Here is a 19,580-nt window from a genome sequence, read left to right as displayed (position 1 = left end):
ATATTTGTGAGACTACCAACTTTTTTATGAACTATTCTTATCCCGAACTGGGGTAGTAACATCAATCATAAAAACAATAAAGCCCGGCTGGAAGTTTTTTCCTGCCGGGCTTTTTGTCGACTAATAGATGAGGGCTATTTTTACAACAACTCCGGCAGCAGGAAGAGCTTCACGCTGTTGCTGCCCTTGATGAGGATGTAGTGGTCGTGAGGCTGTGCTTCCTTGATGGCAGCCTTTACCTCTTCTACATCATGGAACTTGCGGTACTGACAAGGGATATTCTGGAACTCGTCACCTACCAGCCAGACATTCTCCAAGCCGGCAGCCTGTAGTTGATCAACTACCTTCTTGTGCTCCTCGTGACTTACCTCGCCAAGTTCGCCCATCTGTCCGAGAATTGCCATTTTGTTAGGTACGTCCATCACGCGGAAATTCTCGATGGCAGCAGCCATACTGGATGGGTTGGCATTGTAGGCATCCACCACCAGTTTGTTGTGCGCCGTCTCCTCCAACTGCGAACGGTTGTTGCTTGGAATATAATTTCCCAGAGCATGATCTATCTGTTGAGGCTTCACGTCGAAATGAAGACCGATGGTGATGGCGGCAAGCATGTTGTCGATATTGTAAGAGCCGATGAGATGAGTCTGAACCTCATGCCAGTCGAAACTCTCGGTGCGCCAGCGGAACTTCAGAAAAGGAGCGCAAGAGATAACCTCGCCCCAAACATCGCAGCTGTCTTCCTTGCCGTAGGTGATGAGTCGGTTGATGTTGCGCTGGTCTGCCATCTCCATCAGATGCTCATTGTCGGCATTGATGAATACCAAAGCATCGCTGGCAGCAAGGAAGTCGTAAAGTTCGCCCTTGGTCTTCTTTACTCCCTCAAAACTGCCGAAGCCCTGCAGGTGGGCACGGCCTACGTTGGTAATCATGCCGCAGGTAGGTTCTACATATTCTACGAGTTTTTTGATGTCGCCAGGATGGGAAGCCCCCATTTCTACGACGGCAATCTCGTGCTCTGGGGCAAGACGGAAGAGTGTCTTAGGTACGCCCACGTCATTGTTGAAGTTGCCCTGTGTGAACATCACGTTGTATTTCTCACCGAGCACGGCAGAAACCAGTTCCTTGGTCGTGGTCTTACCATTGGTTCCCGTGATTCCCACTACAGGAATATTGAAGTGGCGACGATGCTCACGGGCCAGTTCCTTGAAGGTGGTGAGACAATCCTCTACGAGGATGAATCGCTCATTGCCCTCCTGGGCATACTCTTTTTCGTCTACTATTGCATAGGCACAGCCTTTCTCCAAGGCCATGGCGGCAAACTTGTTGCCGTCGAACGAGGCACCCTTTAAAGCCAGGAAGATACTGCCCTCAGGACAGTCGCGGCTGTCGGTGGTAATCACCGGGTGCTTTTGGTAAATCTGATAGAGTTCTGAAATATCCATAGTTTATAACTATTGTTTTGACTGCAAAAGTACTTTAAATCGTGGACATATCAAACAATTTTCTTAAAAAAGCACGTTTTCTCGATAATTCTTTCTATTTTTGCAGAGATATTCTACTGTCGAAGTCCTCTTTGCGCATAGGATTATGAATGTGCTTGGGGTGTTGGGCGGTAGAGCTTAATAAGAAAGAACAAAGGGAAAGAAATAACCTCGATGGAATATACAATAAATATTAAAGGTCGCCTGATGGATTTGAGTACGCCACAGGTGATGGGTATTCTGAATGTCACTCCTGACAGTTTCTATTCTGGCAGTCGCAAGCAGACAGAAGGGGAAATAGCCAACAGGGCCAACCAGATAATCGCAGAAGGTGGAAGCATCATCGATGTGGGAGCCTTCTCTACACGCCCTGGTGCCGATGAGGTGTCGGAAGAAGAGGAAGGGCGCCGCCTGAAATTTGCTCTCGATATAGTACGTCGTGAGCAACCCGATGTAGCCATTTCGGTAGATACTTATCGCCCAACCTTGGCACGCAAGTGCATAGAGGAATGGGGGGCCGATATCATCAATGATGTGTCAGAAGGTGGTATTACCGGTATAGCCAATGTGCCCTTGCAGCGGCAAGAGACTGAATGTCCGGAGATGTTTCGTGTGGTGGGCGAGCTGAAGGTACCTTATATATTAATGTCTGTGCAGCCCACGCTTTCCATGATGATGAAGGGCTTTGCACGCGAGGTGCAGCAACTTCGTGACTTAGGAGCCAAGGATATCATTCTCGACCCGGGCTTTGGATTTGGTAAGGACCTTGCTCAGAACTATCAGATTTTTGCAGAGATGGAGAAGCTGAACGTCATGGAACTGCCCGTCCTCGTAGGCATATCCCGTAAGAGTATGATATATAAGTTGCTGGGAGGTGATGCCACAACCTCGCTCAACGGCACGTCGGTGCTCGATACAGTAGCCCTGATGAAGGGAACTTCTATTCTGCGTGTTCACGATGTGAAGGAAGCCGTAGAGGCAGTGAAAATCGTGGAAGCCATGAACAAGAAGGGGTGAAGTCGGGGATGTTGGACTTTCCGTCAAACTTCATTAAACGTCAAAACAAAACCAATGTATGATTGAATTTGGAATAAAAGATGCGCTCGACATATTCTTGGTAGCCTCGTTGCTCTTCTATGTCTATCGCTTGATGAAGGAGTCGCGCTCCCTCAATATCTTTGTGGGCATCATGCTCTTTGTGCTAATCTGGCTTTTTGTGAGTCAGGTGTTGGAAATGCGTCTGTTGGGATCTATTCTCGACAAGTTGGTGAGTGTGGGAGTCATTGCCCTCATCGTCATCTTTCAGGAAGACATCCGTAGGTTCCTTTATGAGATAGGCTCTCAGAAAGGCATGCGCAGGTTTGTGCGCTTCTTCCGTTCCAATAAGGACGATGCCCGTGAGGTCGACAAGGAGACCATCATGCCCATCGTGATGGCCTGTATGAGTATGTCGAAGAAATACGTGGGAGCCTTGCTCGTTATCGAACGTGGCGTGCCGCTGAAAGACATCATGGATACTGGCGAGGAGATAGACGCGAAAATCAATCAGCGCCTCATCGAAAACATATTCTTCAAGAACTCGCCTCTTCACGATGGTGCCATGGTTATCTCTAACAAGCGCATCATGTCGGCGGGCTGTATACTTCCTGTAAGCCATAACCTTGATATTCCTAAGGAGTTGGGGTTGCGCCACCGTGCTGCCCTTGGTATTTCTCAGAGCAGTGATGCCATAGCTGTCATCGTGTCGGAAGAAACCGGCCGCATCAGTGTAGCCATTAAGGGTGAGTTCCGGTTGCGCCTTTCTGCAGAAGAACTGGAGAGTATTTTGACTCAAGAGATGATGTAATTGTGTGAAGAGTGAAGCACGTAAACCTTTACGCTACAGAATATCTTCGGTTTTAGCTTTTTTTACACAATTTAATAAGGGTTATTTAAAAGAAAATATGTACTTTTGCAAAGTCGATATGGCAAAAAGACGAATTTCTAAATGAGCCAGCCTAACATACCGACAAATCTACTAATGACAACAAATATTTAAACTATAAAAATAAAATGGACTTATTACAGCAAATTGTAGCTCGCGCTAAAGCAGACAAGCAGCGCATCGTGCTCCCTGAAGCAGAAGAGGAGCGTACATTGAAAGCAGCCGATAAAGTTTTGGCTGATGACATTGCAGACATCATCCTCATCGGTAACCCTGCCAACATTAAGAACCTTGCAGCACAGTGGGGTCTTAATAATATCGACAAGGCTACTATTGTTGATCCAGAAAACAATCCTAAGGCTGAGGAGTATGCAGAGAAGCTCGCTGAACTTCGCAAGAAGAAGGGCATGACAGTAGAGCAGGCCCGTGAGCTCGTAACCAAGAACAACCTCTATCTCGGTTGTATGATTATCAAGACCGAGGGTGCTGATGGTCAGATTTCAGGTGCATTGAGTACAACTGGTGACACCTTGCGTCCTGCTCTTCAGATAATCAAGTGCTCTCCAGGTATTACCTGTGTCAGTGGTGCCATGTTGCTCATCTCAGACCAGAAGCAGTATGGTCAGGATGGCGTAGTGGTAATGGGTGACGTTGCTGTAACTCCAAACCCTACAGCAGACCAGCTTGCTCAGATTGCCTATACAACAGCTCATACAGCTCAGTCAGTAGCTGGTATTGCTGATCCTCAGATTGCCATGTTGAGCTTCTCAACCAAGGGCAGCGCCAAGGATGCCATCAACAAGGAGACTGGTAAGAGCGTATATATTATAGATAAGGTGAAGGATGCCGTAGCTATTGCCAAGGAGAAGTTCCCAGAGCTTCATCTCGATGGTGAGCTTCAGGCTGATGCAGCCCTCGTTCCTGAGGTAGCAGCCAAGAAGGCTCCTGGTTCTGATGTAGCTGGTAAGGCTAATGTATTGGTAGTTCCTAACCTCGAGGTTGGTAACATCGGTTATAAGCTCGTTCAGCGTTTGGGCGGTGCTATTGCCATTGGTCCTATCCTTCAGGGTATCGCACGTCCAGTAAACGACCTTTCTCGTGGTTGTTCAGTAGACGATATCTACTATATGGTAGCTATCACTGCTTGCCAGGCACAGGATGCAAAGAAGGCTTAATAAGTGAAGAGTGAAGAACGAAGAGTAAAGAATCCGAAGCCCTTCGTTCTTCAAATAAATATTAAACATTAAAAAGTAAACATTACAATGAAAGTATTGGTTCTGAACTGTGGTAGTTCATCTATCAAGTACAAGTTATATAACATGGATGATGAGTCAGTTTTGGCTCAGGGTGGTGTAGAGCGTATCGGTCTCGACAACGCATTCATCAAGGTGACATTGCCAAACGGCGAGAAAAAGCAGATTATGCACGACATGCCCGATCATAAAGAGGGCGTCAATTTTGTATTCAAGTGCTTGCTTGATCCAGAGATTGGTGCCATCAAGGACCTGAAGGAAATCGATGCTGTTGGACACCGTGTCGTACAGGGTGGTGACAAGTTCAATGAGAGTGTTGTCGTAGACAAGAGTGTAGAGGACGGAATTGAGGAACTTTGTGACCTCGCTCCTGTTCATAACGCAGGTCACCTCAAAGGTATCCGTGCCGTAGATGCTTTGATGCCTGGTACTCCTCAGGTATGTGTCTTTGACAACGCATTCCATAGTACCATGCCAGACTACGCTTATCTTTATGCCATTCCTTACGAGTTGTACGAGAAGTATCACGTTCGTCGCTATGGTTTCCATGGTACATCACACCGTTATGTATCCAAGCGTGTATGCGAGATTCTTGGTCTCGATCAGAACAATTCTAAGATCATCACTTGCCACATTGGTAATGGTGGTTCTATCGCTGCTGTATTGAATGGCAAGGTAATGGATACTTCTATGGGCTTGACTCCATTGGCTGGTCTGATGATGGGTTCACGTTGTGGTGACATTGATGCTTCTGCTGTTACATACTTAATGGAGAAGTTGAACATGAAGCCACAGGAGATGGCCGACTTCCTGAACAAGAAGAGTGGTGTGCTCGGTATCACAGGCATTTCTTCGGATATGCGTGATATAGAGAAGGCTGCCAACGAGGGCAACGAGAAAGCACTTCTGGCACTCCGCATGTACGAGTATCGCATCAAGAAGTACATTGGTGCTTACGCTGCTGCTATGGGTGGTGTAGATGCCATCGTATTTACAGCAGGTGTAGGTGAGAACCAGACCGACCTTCGTGAGGAATCTTGCAAGGGCCTCGAGTTCTTGGGCATCAAGATCAACAAGGAAGTCAACGATACCATCCACGGCAAGGAGGCAATTATTTCTACCGACGACAGTAAGGTGAAGGTAGTAGTAGTTCCTACCGACGAGGAAATTGTTATCGCCCGCGATACAATGGAATTGGTAAAGTAAGAATATAAGTAAAGAGTGAAGAACGAAGAGTGAAGAATCATACAGCCTGTAGGCAACAATGGATTTGAATCCTTCTCTCTTCACTCTTTTCGCTTTATTTCTGCACTTTTACTCTATTCCCTTACGCACCTTTTTTAATATATAAAATTCTATCAACATGAAAACAAAGATTGTTACATTCGGCGAAATTATGATCAGGCTTTCCAAACCTGGTTACCAACGCTTGTTTCAGGGACGCAATTTTGAAGGAAACTATGGTGGCAGTGAAGCTAACGCTGCGGTGTCCTTAGCCTTTATGGGCGATAATGTGGAGTATGTTACCCGTGTGCCTTATGGTCCTTTGGGTGATGCAGCTCTTATGCATCTTCGCGAATATAATCTCAATGTTTCTCATGTAGTAAAAGGAGGCGACCGTCTTGGTACCTACTATTTCGAGGAAGCTGTGGCCATGCGCAACTCCCGTGTTGTGTACGACCGCAAGGACTCTTCTTTCTATACTCTCAAGCGCGGAATGATCAAATGGGACAAGGTGCTTGAAGATGCAGGCATCTTCCACTGCTCAGGAATTACCTGTGCCATCAGCCGCGATGCCATGGAAACAACGATGGACGCCATCGAACTGGCAGTAAAGAAAGGACTCACCATCTCTTGTGATATCAATTATCGTAAGAATCTCTGGGGCTATGGACTCCAGCCTCGCGATGTGCTCTATCGCATGATGCAGTATAGCGACATTATCTTCGGCGATCAGAACGAGTGGGAGGTAGCCAGTGGCGAGAGGCATATACCTTTCGAGGCTTTGGATGCTGATTACGAGATGGACAGAGAGGCTTATCTTGCTTATTTCCGCCGTATGCACCAGTTCTTCCCTAAGTGCAAGAAAATGGTAATGGCTGTAAGAAACCAGATAGCCAGCAGTCATCACACCCTTACTGGTGTGCTCTATGACACACAGACAGACACCCTTTACACCACAAAGATTTACGACATACAGCCCATCATAGATCCTATGGGAGTAGGCGATGCTTTCATTGCTGCTTATCTGCATGCCAACCTCAAGTGGTCAAATGGCAATCAGAAATGTCTCGATTTCTCGCTCTCAGCAAGTGCACTGAAGAACACGGTGCCTGGCGACCAGAATCTGGTAAGCGAAGAAGAGATTATAGTCAACATGACATCGTCGGGCGGGCGCATACAGAGATAACCCTCTCCGACTTGAATAACTTGAAAACACATCGGAAACAATCTACGAAACAAACAAAACTAATCTATTTAAGGTGATGATATCAACAAACAAACCTGCTTTCAGATGCAGTGACGAAACCTTTAATGAAATATGGAGAGTGTGTGAGCGCTCAGTATGGCAGCATCCCGGTCAAGATCCTGTCACAGCCCATGCGGACTCCATGGCCGACCATACCTTTTATTGGTTTCTAAGCATATATGAACATTATCTATACACGAGCAACGAGCGCTGTGTACGTAAGGCTTATCCTCGTATGCGAAAGTTTATAAACTATTGTCTTTCTCATACCGACTCCAATGGGATGATTCAGATAAAGTCAGACGATCAAGTCTTTGTCGACTGGTTGCCTGAGAATAGAGATAGGAGAGGCTTGCGGTCTTTCGAGCAAATCCTCTACTGCAAGAGTTTGGAAGATATGGCGCAGTGTGCCCATTTGTTGGGAAGGAAAGCCGATGAGGAACGTTATTTCGCACATTTCACCCGTCTGCGTAAGCAGATTCTGCCTTTTTTCTGGAACGAGAAACGACAGGCTTTGGTTCATCGTGTTGTCGATGGACGACGTAGCAGGCTTATTACCCGTCACTCCAATGTCTTTGCTATTTTCTTCGATTACTTTACCGAAGCTCAGAAGCAGGAGGTGGCATCGACTGTTATCAACAATCCTTCCGTCAAGCCTTTCACATCGCCTTTTATGCAGTTCTATGAGTTGGCTGCCCTTTGCTCGTTGGGTAACCTGTCGCAGGTACTTGAGCGAATCAGGAAGCAATGGAATAGTAGTCTCCTCAAGGCCCAACTGTCATCGCCAAAGGCTGAGGTCGATGAGAAACTGTGTTATGCCTGGGGTATTTGTTTCCTCTATCTTTTTGGCAGGTATTTCTTGGGTGTCAAGCCTGTGAAACCAGGCTATGAGGAGTTCGAGATACGTCCCGAATTGGGAGGTTTGGAGTTTATAGAGGGAAAGGTTCCTTTACCAAATGGTGAGATCTCGGTTTATAGAAATGCTGACTTGATACGCATTCAGGCGTCATCGGGAAGTGGCTATTTGTATTTCTCTTCCTCCCTTCCTCCCAAAGCAAGCCGGGGAGAGATAGAAAAGTTTATCGGTAAGAACCAATATCGTCTCTGGATAGATGCAGGCGATGAGGTTGGTGTCACATTAACTCAGTCTCCATCTTCTAAAACGACCTAAGAACTAATCACTTTTACAATCTGTGTTCTGATATTTGAATGTATTCAATTGTCTCTCTGTGGTTCAGAAAGGCAATAGACTGATTATAGATAAGAAAGAAAACAAATAGCCGCTATCAATAGTAAAAAGATAAAAGGGTAAAAAAAGAATAAACTACATACATCATATACAAAGGAAAGTCAGCCTTATGGCTGACTTTCTCCTTCTACATATTCTTCCATAAACATGTGTTCACCATCGAATATGGCATAGGTGAACTGCCATATCCAATCGCCCAATATCATCAGGCGTGTTTTCTTGCTCAGCATCAGGTCGAGCTCTATGTGGCGATGACCGAACATAAAATAGTCGATATTGGTGTGATGCTGCATGTATTGCTTGGCATATTTTACCAAGTATTCCTTGTTCTCGCCGAGATAAGGCATCTCCTTACCATCCTTTCTCTTCAGTCGGCTGTGTTTGGCCCAGTTGAGTCCCAATGCCATTCCCCAGCGTGGATGTATGGCGTTGAGCAATATCTGACAGGTGCGGTTGTGGAACATCTTGCGAAGCAACTTGAACTTATGGTCTGGGTCGCCCAGACCGTCACCATGAGCAAGGAAGAAGACCTTGCCATAGATCTCAGTTGTAGTAGCCCTGCGGTGTAAAGTCACGCCGCACTCTTCTTCCAGGTAGCCGTAAGTCCATAGGTCATGGTTTCCTGTGAAGAAGTGTACCTCTACGCCCATATCTGTCAACTCAGACAGTTTTCCCAAGAAACGGGTGTAGCCTTTGGGTACAACATATTTGTATTCATCCCAGAAGTCGAACATGTCTCCCAGCAGATATACTGCCGATGCTTTGTTCTTGATGCTGTCGAGGAAACGCACTAAGCGCCTTTCCTGCATGCGTCCGTGCTCAATGGCAAGCGAGCCAAGGTGAGCATCCGAAAGAAAATATACATTCTTCATAGCCATGTCTTTTTGATGGTTGAAAAAAAAAGGTTGTAAGCTGGAACTTATTCGAAGCCTAACTCTACGCGGGCTTCTTCGCTCATCATGCTTTGGTCCCAGGCCGGTTCAAACACCAGGTTGACATTGGTGGATTTGACACCCTCCACACTGTCTACCTTTGTGCGTACGTCTTCCAGTATGAAGTCGGCGGCAGGGCATGAGGGTGCTGTAAACGTCATGTCGAGGTCTACGTTGCCGTCATCCTTCACGTCTATTTTGTATATCATTCCCAAGTCCCAGATGTTGACAGGAATTTCAGGGTCGTATACGGTTTTGAGCACGTCAACGATTCTTTCTTCTATCTTTGTTTTTTCTTCTTGTGTCATATCTTGTTGTCTTGATGTTGTTTTATATCTTGTATAACAATAATGCAAAGATACGACAAATCGAAGACAATACAAAATAAAACGATTTATTTTTGTCGCCGACTGCGAAAAGTTTGTTGGGAAAAGATTTTGTACGAAAGACTCCTTTAAGGTCTGGGGCGTATGAAAAAGCTATAGTCTACCCTTGTCGTGATAGGAATAGTAATGTCCATCGGTTACGATGATGTGGTCCATAAAGAAGAGGCGCATTACATCGCATGCCTTCTTTACATTGAGGGTAAGCTGGTCGTCCTGCTTGCTTGGGGTGGGGTTGTTGCTTGGATGGTTGTGGCACAAGGCGATGATAGTGGCGTTGTTGAGCAAAGCTTTCTTGATGATGAGCCTTACGTCTACCGCTGTCTCTGTGATGCCTCCATGTGACAGAGGCTCAGCCTTGATGAGTTTGAAATTCTGGTTCATCATCAGAACCCATGCTTCCTCCACGTCGAGGTCTTGCATACGAGGAAGCATATAGTTGTACACAGCCAATGAGGAACCTAAGTCAGGACGTATTCCCAATTTCTCAACAGAGCGTCGTTTGCCCAGTTCGCAAGCAGCCATGATGGTGATAGCCTTGGCTGGTCCCATGCCTTTGTATTCGGTCAGTTCGCGTATGGTTTTCTTGCCTAATGTGTTCAGGTTATTGTCGCAGTTGCTCATGATTCGTTTCATAAGGTCTACAGCGCTCTCGTCTCTCGATCCGGAACCGATCAGTATGGCAAGAAGTTCGGCATTGGAAAGCGCTGAAGCTCCCAGTCGCTCCAATTTCTCGCGCGGCTTGTCTTCTTCTGCCCATTGGGATATAGAAAGTTTCTCACTCATAAGTGGTGTTTTTTTAGGTTTTTAGAATGGAGAAGTAAAAATGAGGATTGGCTTCCCCTTCGTTTTTACTGACTCTGTAATTCTCGAATTCTTGATACTTACTTTGAATTCTTGATATTTACTTATAGAAAGTCTTGTTGTAGGCGCTGAACTCGCTTTTGTCCAATACGCATCTCTTCCACCAGGCAGAGAGGAAACCACATCCATAACCTAAGAGCTGAGTAAAGGCGGCTCGGATGCTGAGCAGACCTATCTTCAGACTTTTGTTTTCTCGCGTGCTGTCGATGCAAAGCGCTACAGAGTAGATTGCGATGCATGCGAGACCGATGAGTCCCAACAAGGTGATGGCTTGCCCCAAGATGGGGAAGATGTGCTCTGTACCGAGCAGATAGGGCAGGACGGCAAAGAATAGCAACAGACACGTGCCTATAACTCCCAGGGTGAATACCATAGGAAGCAGGTGTACCAACTTCAGACTTTCGGGATATTTCTTATAGAGATTGATACGGGCAATACCGCTATTGTAGACTTGTCGCCAGAACTTGCGGAAGTCTGTGCGTCGTTTGTGCCATACCCATGCTTCAGGAAATAACCGGCACTTGCAGCCTGCCTTGAAGATGCGGATAGAGAAATCGATGTCCTCACCAAAGCGCATGGCAGAGAAACCTTCCAACTTCAGGTATACTTCCTTGCGTATGCCCATGTTGAAAGAACGTGGGTAAAACTTGTCCATCTTCTTCTTTCCGCCGCGAATGCCGCCTGTAGTGAAGAAAGATGTCATGGAGTAAGAGATGGCTTTCTGAGTGTCTGTAAATGATGAGTGTGCCTTGTCGGGTCCGCCAAAGGCATCGGCAGGCTCACGGCTCAACTCATCACTTACAGCCTTGAGATATCCTGATGGCAAAACCACATCGCTGTCGAGAATCAGTAGATATTCACCAGATGCTCTTTCAGCTCCATAATTTCGGCTTTGCCCAGGACCAGAGTTTTGTTTATAATAATAATGTATCTCCATCTTGTCCTCGTAGCGCTTGCAAACATCTTCGCAAGGTGTTTGCGAACCGTCCTCTACGATAACAACCTCAAAATCTTTCTCCTCCTGTGAGGCGAGACTGTTGAGAAGCTCGTCAACTTCGTCAGGACGATTGAATACAGGGACAATGATGGAATACTTCATACTATAATCGTCTTTATATAAAAATAGGTGTAACCCCAAGGATTACTCGCTTACACGACCGAGATAGCTGCCGTCACGGGTATCGATCTGAACAGTCTCGCCTTCGTTAACGAACAAAGGAACGCGAATCTCAGCACCCGACTCAAGTGTAGCAGGCTTGGTAGCGTTGGTAGCTGTGTTGCCCTTGATACCTGGCTCAGAATGAGTAATCTTCAGAGTTGTCTTAACAGGCATTTCGGCCAAGAGGATAGTGCCGTCTGATGTGTCGGTTACAACCTCTACAACATCACCTTCCTTCATGTACTGACCGCCAGTAACGTTCTCCTTAGCGATTGGCACCTGCTCGAAAGTCTCCTGGTTCATGAAGATGCAACCAGTAGCGTCCTCGTAGAGATACTGATAAGGACGACGCTCTACGCGTACATCTTCCAATTTGAAACCAACCTGGAAAGTGCGCTCCAATACACGACCGTCGGCAACATTCTTCAATTTGGTGTTCATAACAGTATTACCCTTACCTGGCTTTCTGTGCTGAAAGTCGATACAAACCCATACCTTGCCATCCATACGGATGCAAGTACCAATCTTAATTTCCTGTGAATTAATCATTTTGTTATGTTTGAATTTTTATATAATAATCTCAAAAACGTCTGCAAAGTTACTGCAAAAACACGAAAAAGCAAAGTAAAAATCGAAAAAAACATAAATATTTAAGCTAAATTTGGAGGTTTTCTTTGTTATTTCAGAAATATTGCGTAATTTTGCAGCCCAAAAGGGCGCATTTTGCTCTCTTTGTAGTGAATATTAATTAAAAAATAAATAAGAAAAATGAAAAGAACATTTCAGCCTCACAATCGTCGTCGCGTGAACAAGCATGGTTTCCGTGAGCGTATGGCAACAAAGAATGGTCGTCGCGTATTGGCTTCTCGCCGTGCTCATGGCCGTAAGAAGTTAACTGTTTCTGACGAGCACCACGGAAAGTAATTTCCTGGCAGAATCGTTGGAATGACGATGACATTAAAAGCAGCATAGACTAAATCTTTGCTGCTTTTTGTGTTTTTTTTACCCGATTGTTTCCTTGTTTCGTATGAAATCATTATCTTTGTGCAAAATTTAAATACATGACTTCATCCGAGTTTATAAATAAGTTCAAGAGTAAGTACCTGTGGGGAAACCTTGCTGCCATGGCATTGGTGGTGGTTCTGCTGTGTGTGGGTGTCAGGTTTGGTATCGACTTTTATACTCACCATGGAGAAGCCATCTCCATTCCAGATGTAAGGCATAAAAGTTTTGCCGATGCAGAGCGTATCCTCAAAGATGCCGGTCTGCCGGTGGTGGTTTCTGATACTGGATATGTGAAGAACCTCCCTCCCGACTGCGTGCTGGAACAGAGTCCGGCGCCAGGCGAGAAGGTGAAGTCGGGCCATGTAATCTATGTCACCATCAACTCGGCTCATTCGCCTGTTATCACCATCCCTGATGTTATCGACAACAGTTCCTTGCGCGAAGCCATGGCCAAGCTTACGGCTATGGGATTCAAGTTGGGATCGCCACAGTACATTCCTGGTGAGGAAGACTGGGTGTACGGCATCTTGGTAAAGGGCAGACATGTAGTGGCTGGCGACAAGGTGTCGATAGACGATGTACTCATTATACAGGTAGGAAACGGCAGACGTGATGCTGGCGATTCTGTAGAGATGGTTGACCCCATGGGTGGCAGCCATGAGCTACTGGAAGGAAGTGGTGAGACCGAAGACGAGGCTGTGGATAATTTCGAGGTTGTCCCGGGAACAGAGTCGGGCGAGCCCTCTGCGTCATCTCATTCTCATAGTCACAATCAAAACGAAGTAGTGGAGTAAATGAATATGATAGAAGATAATTATAACGACGATATAGAATTGCTGGACGAGCCGGAAGTGGTGGATGCTGGCGACGGCACGCTATACGAGCATTGGAAGATAGAGGTGGACCCCGGTCAGACGCCTGTGCGTATAGACAAGTTCCTCTCCGAAAAGAATCCCTATCAGAGCCGTAACCGCATACAGAATGCTGCCGATGCAGGGTTTATTCATGTCAACGGGAACCCCGTGAAAAGTAACTATAAGGTGCGCCCCAATGATGTCATCACCCTGATGCTCGACCGTCCCAAGCACGACACCAGTATTGTGGCAGAGGATATTCCGCTGAATATTGTGTACGAGGACGATGCGCTGATGGTGGTCAACAAGGAGGCTGGCATGGTAGTTCATCCTGGTGCAGGTAACTTTACCGGTACGCTCATCAATGCAGTGGCATGGCACATGAAAGACGTGAAGGATTTCGACCCTAACGATCCAGAGGTGGGACTGGTTCATCGTATTGACAAGGATACTTCCGGATTGTTGGTAGTGGCAAAGACACCAGATGCCAAGACGGCTCTGGGAAAACAGTTCTTCAACAAGACCACCCATCGCAGCTATAATGCCCTGGTATGGGGAAACATCGTAGAGGACGAGGGACGAATCGAAGGCAATATAGGTCGTGACCCCAAGAACCGTCTTCGTATGAAGGTGTTCGATCCGGATAGTGGAATAGGCAAGACAGCCGTTACCCATTATAAGGTACTGGAACGTTTCGGCTACACCACCTTGGTGCAATGCATTCTCGAGACAGGCCGTACCCATCAGATACGTGCCCACATGAAGCATATCGGTCATCCGCTCTTCATGGATGCAACCTATGGAGGTGCCGAGATTCTGAGAGGTCAGCGCAGCAGCAGCTATAAGGCATTCATCCAGAACTGTTTCAAGCTCTGTCCACGTCAGGCTCTCCATGCCAAGACATTGGGATTCGTCCATCCTTCCACAGGCAAACAGATGGACTTTGACAGTCAGTGGCCCGATGACTTCCGACAACTGATAGAGAAGTGGAGAAACTTCATAGCAGGCTCCACACAAGATACTTTTCAAGAAAGATAACGATATAATCAATATAACAAAATGGACAACAACAAAAGAACGATAGCCATCGTATGTGGTGGCGATTCTTCTGAGCACGACGTTTCATTGCGCTCAGGTCAGGGACTCTACTCTTTCTTCGACAAAGAGCGTTACAATATTTATATAGTAGACGTCAAGGGTATCGACTGGCATGTGGCATTCGATGATGGCACAACAGCCGAGATCGACAAGAATGATTTCTCGTTTGTCAAAGACGGCAAGCGCGAGTTCTTCGACTATGCCTATATTACCATCCATGGTCAGCCAGGCGAGAACGGTGTGATGCAAGGCTATTTCGACCTGATTCACATGCCTTATTCTACCAGTGGCGTGCTGGTGGAGGCAATGACCTTCGACAAGTATGTACTCAACAACTATCTGCGTGGCTTTGGCGTAAAGGTAGCCGACAGTATTTTGCTTCGTCGTGGCGAGGCTTACGATGAGGAGGCTATAGCCAAGCGCATCGGTATGCCTTGCTTTGTGAAGCCAGCAGCCGATGGCAGCAGCTTCGGCGTGTCTAAGGTAAAGGAGAGCGATCAGTTGGCTCCTGCTCTTCGTCTGGCGTTCATGGAGTCAGAAGAGGCTATGGTAGAAGCCTATATGCAGGGCGTGGAAATCTCGCAGGGCATCTACAAGACCAAGGATAAGTGCGTGGTGCTTCCGGCCACAGAGGTGGTGACAACCAACGAGTTCTTCGACTATGATGCCAAATATAACGGTCAGGTGCAGGAAATTACACCAGCCCGTCTCTCACCCGAGACTGCAGAAGAGGTGGCAAAGACCACTTCGCGCATTTACGACATTCTGCATGCCAACGGAATCATCCGCATCGACTACATCATCACCAAGGACAAGGATGGCAAGGATGTGGTCAATATGTTGGAGATCAATACCACTCCAGGTATGACCGTGACGAGCTTCATTCCTCAGCAGGTACGTGCTGCCGGACTCGACATCAAGGATGTACTGAGCGACATCGTGGAGAATCAATTCTAACACCATATAGTTATGAAGATCCCTCAAGAATTTGATGCCATTCGACCTTGGGAGCCTGAAGACTTGCCCGAGGTGTTCGACCGCCTGTTGGCCAACGAACAGTTTAAGCAGGTGCTTGCCTATCTCTATCCGCAGGTGCCTTTCGAGATGATTTCCAAGAAACTCAAGGCGTGCAAAACCAATTTGGAGTTTCAGTTGGCTTTTGCCTACGACTTTGTAAAAGGTCTGCTGAAGAAGGCTGCTAAAGGCTACGAGATGGACTGTACGGCCATCGACTCTTCCAAGCGCTATACCTTTATCAGCAACCATCGAGATATTGTGCTCGACTCTGCCATCCTTGACGTGCTGCTGGTGGACAACAAGTTTACCACAACTTGCGAGATAGCTATTGGCGACAACCTCTTGTCGTTGCCTTGGGTCAAGGACTTGGTACGTGTGAATAAGGCTTTCATCGTAGAGCGTGCACTCTCCATGCGTCAGATGCTCATGTCGAGCAAACGACTTTCCGACTATATGCACTTTGCCGTCAAGGAGAAGAACGAGAATATCTGGATAGCTCAGCGTGAGGGACGCGCCAAGGACAGTAACGACCGCACACAGAAGTCAATCCTTCAGATGATGTCGATGGGAGGTGAAGGTAGCATTATAGATCGTCTGAAACAGTTGCACCTTGTACCACTGGCTATCAGCTATGAGTACGATCCTTGCGACTATCTTAAGGCTAAGGAGTTTCAGCAGAAGCGCGACAATGCCGAATGGAAGAAAGGACCTACCGACGACCTGGTGAGCATGCAGACTGGTATCTTTGGCTTTAAAGGTCATGTGCACTATCATGCAGCCCCATGTCTCGACGGCTATCTTGCGCAGATGGATCCTGAGACTCCCAAGCAGGATATATATAATAAGGTGGCTACGTATATCGACAAGCAGATTCATGCCAACTACATGCTCTATCCGGGCAACTATGTGGCACTCGATCTCTTAGAGGAAACTTCCGCTCATGCCGACAAGTATACCGAGGCAGAGAAGGCAACCTTCGAGCAGTATATTGCCGGTCAGTTGCAGAAGATTGATTTGCCCAACAAGGATGAGGCTTTCCTCCGTGAGCGTATGCTCACCATGTACGCCAACCCTGTGCGCAATTATCTTTTAAGTAAAGACTGAATGCATAGACGTTAGTCGTGATACGATATGGAAAAACGCAAGTACTTTCATTGCCTGTTGAAAGTACTTGCGTTTGTTATTTTAAGTACTTGCGTTGCTCATCGCAAGTACTTTTGTTTTTTGGATGAAAGGATTTTGTGCCACAAATGCTTAATCCTAAAAGTCAAGGAATATAGTGTAAAAATCTTGCTTTTATGTCATAATACCTACTTCCGAGGGTGTTTACAGTGATTCCAGCATACGTTTGATGACTACCTCGGCAGAAATTTCACGGTTGGCAGCCTCTGGTATTACCAGGCTGTTCTTGCTTTCGATGACATCATCGGTGACAATCAGTCCTCGGCGTACTGGCAGACAGTGCATGAAGCATCCGTTGTTGGTCCAGCTCATGTGCTCCTCGTCGATGGTCCAGCTCATGTCCTTGCTCAATATCTCACCATATTGTGCTGGATCCTTCACGCCTGGACAGCTCCAGTTCTTGGCATAAACGAAGTCAGCACCTTCCAGCGCCTTCTTCTGGTCGTACTCCACCTTGGCATTGCCCACAAACTTAGGGTCGAGCTCATAACCTTCTGGATGAGTAACTACGAAGTCGACGTCGGCTGCATTCATCCACTGTGCGAATGAGTTGGGCACAGCCTGAGGCAAAGCACGGCAATGAGGAGCCCAGGTAAGAACCACCTTAGGACGTGCCACCTTCTTGTGCTCCTCGATGGTGATGAGGTCGGCAAATGCCTGAAGAGGATGGACGGTTGCTGTCTCCATGGCGAAGACGGGACGTCCGCTGTACTTCACAAACTGATTGACGATGGTCTCGGCATAATCGTAGTCGCGGTCTTTTAGTCCGGCAAAACTGCGAATACCAATCAGGTCGCAGAAACTTCCCATCACAGGGATGGCCTCTAAAAGGTGCTCGCTCTTGTCGCCGTCCATGATAACTCCACGCTCTGTCTCCAACTTCCAGGCACCAGCATTTACGTCGAGTACGATGACGTTCATGCCCAAGTTCATGGCTGCCTTCTGTGTACTCAGGCGGGTACGAAGACTGTTGTTGAAAAATATCATCAGCAAGGTTTTGTTCTTGCCTAATTCTTGATAACCGAAACGGTTTGCCTTTACTTCCTGTGCCTCGGCGAGCGCTGCTTTCAAATCGCCAAGGTCTTCAACATGAAAGAATGTTTTCATTGTTATTTGTTTTTTATTTGTTATTTCTTATATATTCTATTGCTATAGAATTGGCTTTTCCTTTGGCCACCGAACGTTGTTTCTTTACTCTTCGTTCTTCACTTCCTTGTCTGGCCGTTTCCTGTAATCAACCACTTGTAGGTGGTAATTTCTTCGAGAGCCATAGGTCCGCGTGCACCCAGTTTCTGTGTACTGATGCCTATCTCGGCACCGAGTCCAAACTGTGCTCCATCCGTAAAACTTGTTGGGGCATTCACGTATACGCAGGCTGCATCCACCATGGCTTGAAATTTCTTTTGTGCTTCCTCGTTGCCAGATACGATGCTCTCGCTGTGTCCGCTTCCGTATGTGGTGATGTGGTCGAGCGCCTCGTCTTCTGTCGCCACCGTCTTGATACTCATCTGCATACTGAGCCATTCGGTGTTCCAGATGCTCTTGATCTGAGGATTCTCTTCCTTCATCTTCTGCTCGCTATCCTCGGCCTTATATAATAAGGTGTCGGGATAGTTGCCTTTCAGGACTTCGTAGGCCTTGGTGTCGGCATGAATCTTTGTCTCATGTTTGGCAAGTTCTTCGCACAGCGTTCGAAGGTCGTTCAAACGGCTTTCGTGAATGAGCAGACAGTCGAGGGCATTGCATACACTTACCCTTCGGCACTTGGCATTGGTGATGATTCGTTTGCCCATCTCTATGTCTCCGTCCTTGTCGAAATAACAATGTACCACACCGGCTCCGGTTTCTATGACCGGCACCTTGGCAGTGTCGCGTACAAACTGTATGAGCTTCTTTCCACCACGAGGAATGCAGAGGTCTATGTAGCCTACGGCATTCAGCATCTCGCCTGTTGCCTCATGGGTGGCAGGCAGAAGGGTCACTACATTGGGATTGACGCCAAAAGTTTTCAACACTCTGTGGATAAGTTCCACGCCGGCAGTGTTGGAGGCGTCTGCATCCTTTCCTCCTTTCAGCACACATGCATTTCCGCTTTTGAAGCAGAGAGAGAAAACATCATAGGTTACGTTGGGGCGTGCTTCGTAAATCATTCCGATGACCCCGAAAGGGACGGCTACCCGCAGCAGATGCAATCCGTTATCGAGTGTCTTGTCCTTGAGAACTCTTCCAAGCGGTGAGGGCAACGTACTGACGTGTCTCATATCTGAAGCAATATCCTGGAGTCGTTGCCCTGTGAGTTGCAATCGGTCATAGAGTGGGTTCGCCTTGTCCATCTTCGCCAAGTCTTCTGCGTTCGCTGCAAGGAGCGCAGGAGTTTCTGCGATGATAGCGTCAGCCACCGCCTGCAGGATTTCATTACGTTGTTCATCGGTAAGCAGACCTAATGTCTTGCTTGCCGCCTTTACTTGTTGGAAGGTCTCTTTCAGTTCCATTGGCTTTTTCCTTTCTTATTTATGATAAGTGACTTGTATTTTTACAGTCACTAAGCTGTTACTTTGTTGCAAAAGTAAGCATAATTATTGATAATTACAAGCTTTATGTGGAAAAATGTAATGATTATGCTGATAAATGGATAGTTATGCAAAAATGACACAAAAGAGAGTGCTTTTATATTTGCTGCTTAGTTTTGTGCTCAACTGTATTCCCCTG

Annotated in this window: 19 protein-coding genes; 11 read left to right on the top strand and 8 right to left on the bottom strand. The window is 46.8% G+C overall.

Annotated elements, in window-relative coordinates; genetic code table 11:
• Window positions 1-140: 140 nt before the first annotated feature.
• Window positions 141-1,442, bottom strand: a complete 1,302-nt coding sequence (locus tag F7D20_RS00770; protein ID WP_158462369.1) for a UDP-N-acetylmuramoyl-tripeptide--D-alanyl-D-alanine ligase — start codon at window positions 1,440-1,442, stop codon at window positions 141-143.
• A gap of 213 nt (window positions 1,443-1,655) precedes the next feature.
• Between F7D20_RS00770 and folP the strand changes: the two genes are divergently transcribed.
• The 6 genes from folP to F7D20_RS00740 all read left to right on the top strand — a co-directional run bounded on the left by folP (window position 1,656) and on the right by F7D20_RS00740 (window position 8,299).
• Window positions 1,656-2,498 carry a dihydropteroate synthase gene (gene folP / locus F7D20_RS00765; RefSeq protein WP_158462368.1) on the top strand — a complete coding sequence of 281 codons (843 nt, stop codon included), beginning with the start codon at window positions 1,656-1,658 and terminating at the stop codon, window positions 2,496-2,498.
• Window positions 2,499-2,556: 58 nt separating this feature from the next.
• Window positions 2,557-3,327, top strand: a complete 771-nt coding sequence (gene cdaA, locus F7D20_RS00760; protein ID WP_022252993.1) for a diadenylate cyclase CdaA — start codon at window positions 2,557-2,559, stop codon at window positions 3,325-3,327.
• A gap of 206 nt (window positions 3,328-3,533) precedes the next feature.
• Window positions 3,534-4,580, top strand: coding sequence for a phosphate acetyltransferase (gene pta / locus F7D20_RS00755; RefSeq protein WP_158462367.1), 1,047 nt, complete (start codon window positions 3,534-3,536; stop codon window positions 4,578-4,580).
• Window positions 4,581-4,667: 87 nt separating this feature from the next.
• Window positions 4,668-5,864 (top strand): acetate kinase, encoded by a 1,197-nt coding sequence (locus F7D20_RS00750; protein ID WP_158462366.1) that lies wholly within the window; start codon window positions 4,668-4,670, stop codon window positions 5,862-5,864.
• Window positions 5,865-6,021: 157 nt separating this feature from the next.
• Window positions 6,022-7,068 (top strand): sugar kinase, encoded by a 1,047-nt coding sequence (locus tag F7D20_RS00745; protein ID WP_158462365.1) that lies wholly within the window; start codon window positions 6,022-6,024, stop codon window positions 7,066-7,068.
• 76 nt (window positions 7,069-7,144) lie between these two features.
• Window positions 7,145-8,299, top strand: a complete 1,155-nt coding sequence (locus F7D20_RS00740; RefSeq protein ID WP_158462364.1) for a GH116 family glycosyl hydrolase — start codon at window positions 7,145-7,147, stop codon at window positions 8,297-8,299.
• Window positions 8,300-8,484: 185 nt separating this feature from the next.
• Here the strand turns inward: F7D20_RS00740 and F7D20_RS00735 are convergent, their stop codons facing one another.
• The 5 genes from F7D20_RS00735 to efp all read right to left on the bottom strand — a co-directional run bounded on the left by F7D20_RS00735 (window position 8,485) and on the right by efp (window position 12,264).
• Window positions 8,485-9,249: a UDP-2,3-diacylglucosamine diphosphatase gene (locus tag F7D20_RS00735; protein WP_158462363.1), complete on the bottom strand. Its 765-nt coding sequence runs from the start codon at window positions 9,247-9,249 to the stop codon at window positions 8,485-8,487.
• 47 nt (window positions 9,250-9,296) lie between these two features.
• Window positions 9,297-9,617 carry a metal-sulfur cluster assembly factor gene (locus F7D20_RS00730; RefSeq protein ID WP_022252431.1) on the bottom strand — a complete coding sequence of 107 codons (321 nt, stop codon included), beginning with the start codon at window positions 9,615-9,617 and terminating at the stop codon, window positions 9,297-9,299.
• A 171-nt stretch (window positions 9,618-9,788) separates the two neighbouring features.
• Window positions 9,789-10,478, bottom strand: a complete 690-nt coding sequence (radC, locus tag F7D20_RS00725) for a RadC family protein (protein ID WP_158462362.1) — start codon at window positions 10,476-10,478, stop codon at window positions 9,789-9,791.
• Window positions 10,479-10,596: 118 nt separating this feature from the next.
• Complete coding sequence (locus F7D20_RS00720; RefSeq protein WP_158462361.1) at window positions 10,597-11,655, bottom strand: glycosyltransferase; 1,059 nt, start codon at window positions 11,653-11,655, stop codon at window positions 10,597-10,599.
• Between the two features lie 42 nt (window positions 11,656-11,697).
• On the bottom strand, window positions 11,698-12,264 hold the full coding sequence (gene efp, locus F7D20_RS00715; RefSeq protein WP_022252428.1) for an elongation factor P: 567 nt from the start codon (window positions 12,262-12,264) through the stop codon (window positions 11,698-11,700).
• Between the two features lie 219 nt (window positions 12,265-12,483).
• Here efp and rpmH point away from each other — a divergent pair, with 219 nt between their 5' ends.
• From rpmH to F7D20_RS00690, 5 genes are all read left to right on the top strand, one after another.
• A complete protein-coding gene (rpmH, locus tag F7D20_RS00710; RefSeq protein ID WP_004351099.1) occupies window positions 12,484-12,639 on the top strand; it encodes a 50S ribosomal protein L34 in 156 nt (51 codons plus the stop codon).
• Window positions 12,640-12,776: 137 nt separating this feature from the next.
• Window positions 12,777-13,514 (top strand): PASTA domain-containing protein, encoded by a 738-nt coding sequence (locus F7D20_RS00705; RefSeq protein ID WP_158462360.1) that lies wholly within the window; start codon window positions 12,777-12,779, stop codon window positions 13,512-13,514.
• A 6-nt stretch (window positions 13,515-13,520) separates the two neighbouring features.
• Complete coding sequence (locus F7D20_RS00700; protein ID WP_158462359.1) at window positions 13,521-14,612, top strand: RluA family pseudouridine synthase; 1,092 nt, start codon at window positions 13,521-13,523, stop codon at window positions 14,610-14,612.
• 21 nt (window positions 14,613-14,633) lie between these two features.
• Window positions 14,634-15,629, top strand: coding sequence for a D-alanine--D-alanine ligase (locus tag F7D20_RS00695; RefSeq protein WP_022252425.1), 996 nt, complete (start codon window positions 14,634-14,636; stop codon window positions 15,627-15,629).
• A 12-nt stretch (window positions 15,630-15,641) separates the two neighbouring features.
• Window positions 15,642-16,793 carry a 1-acyl-sn-glycerol-3-phosphate acyltransferase gene (locus F7D20_RS00690; RefSeq protein ID WP_158462358.1) on the top strand — a complete coding sequence of 384 codons (1,152 nt, stop codon included), beginning with the start codon at window positions 15,642-15,644 and terminating at the stop codon, window positions 16,791-16,793.
• A gap of 222 nt (window positions 16,794-17,015) precedes the next feature.
• Here F7D20_RS00690 and F7D20_RS00685 read toward each other — a convergent pair whose 3' ends face one another.
• A complete protein-coding gene (locus F7D20_RS00685) occupies window positions 17,016-17,978 on the bottom strand; it encodes an acetylornithine carbamoyltransferase (protein ID WP_158462357.1) in 963 nt (320 codons plus the stop codon).
• A 98-nt stretch (window positions 17,979-18,076) separates the two neighbouring features.
• Window positions 18,077-19,363 carry a glutamate-5-semialdehyde dehydrogenase gene (locus F7D20_RS00680; RefSeq protein WP_158462356.1) on the bottom strand — a complete coding sequence of 429 codons (1,287 nt, stop codon included), beginning with the start codon at window positions 19,361-19,363 and terminating at the stop codon, window positions 18,077-18,079.
• Window positions 19,364-19,580: the final 217 nt, after the last annotated feature.

It is taken from the genome of Segatella copri (genome assembly GCF_009495355.1).
Lineage (GTDB): Bacteria > Bacteroidota > Bacteroidia > Bacteroidales > Bacteroidaceae > Prevotella.
Note: the sequence above shows the minus strand (reverse complement) of the source record. Positions and strands in the feature narration are given on the sequence as shown.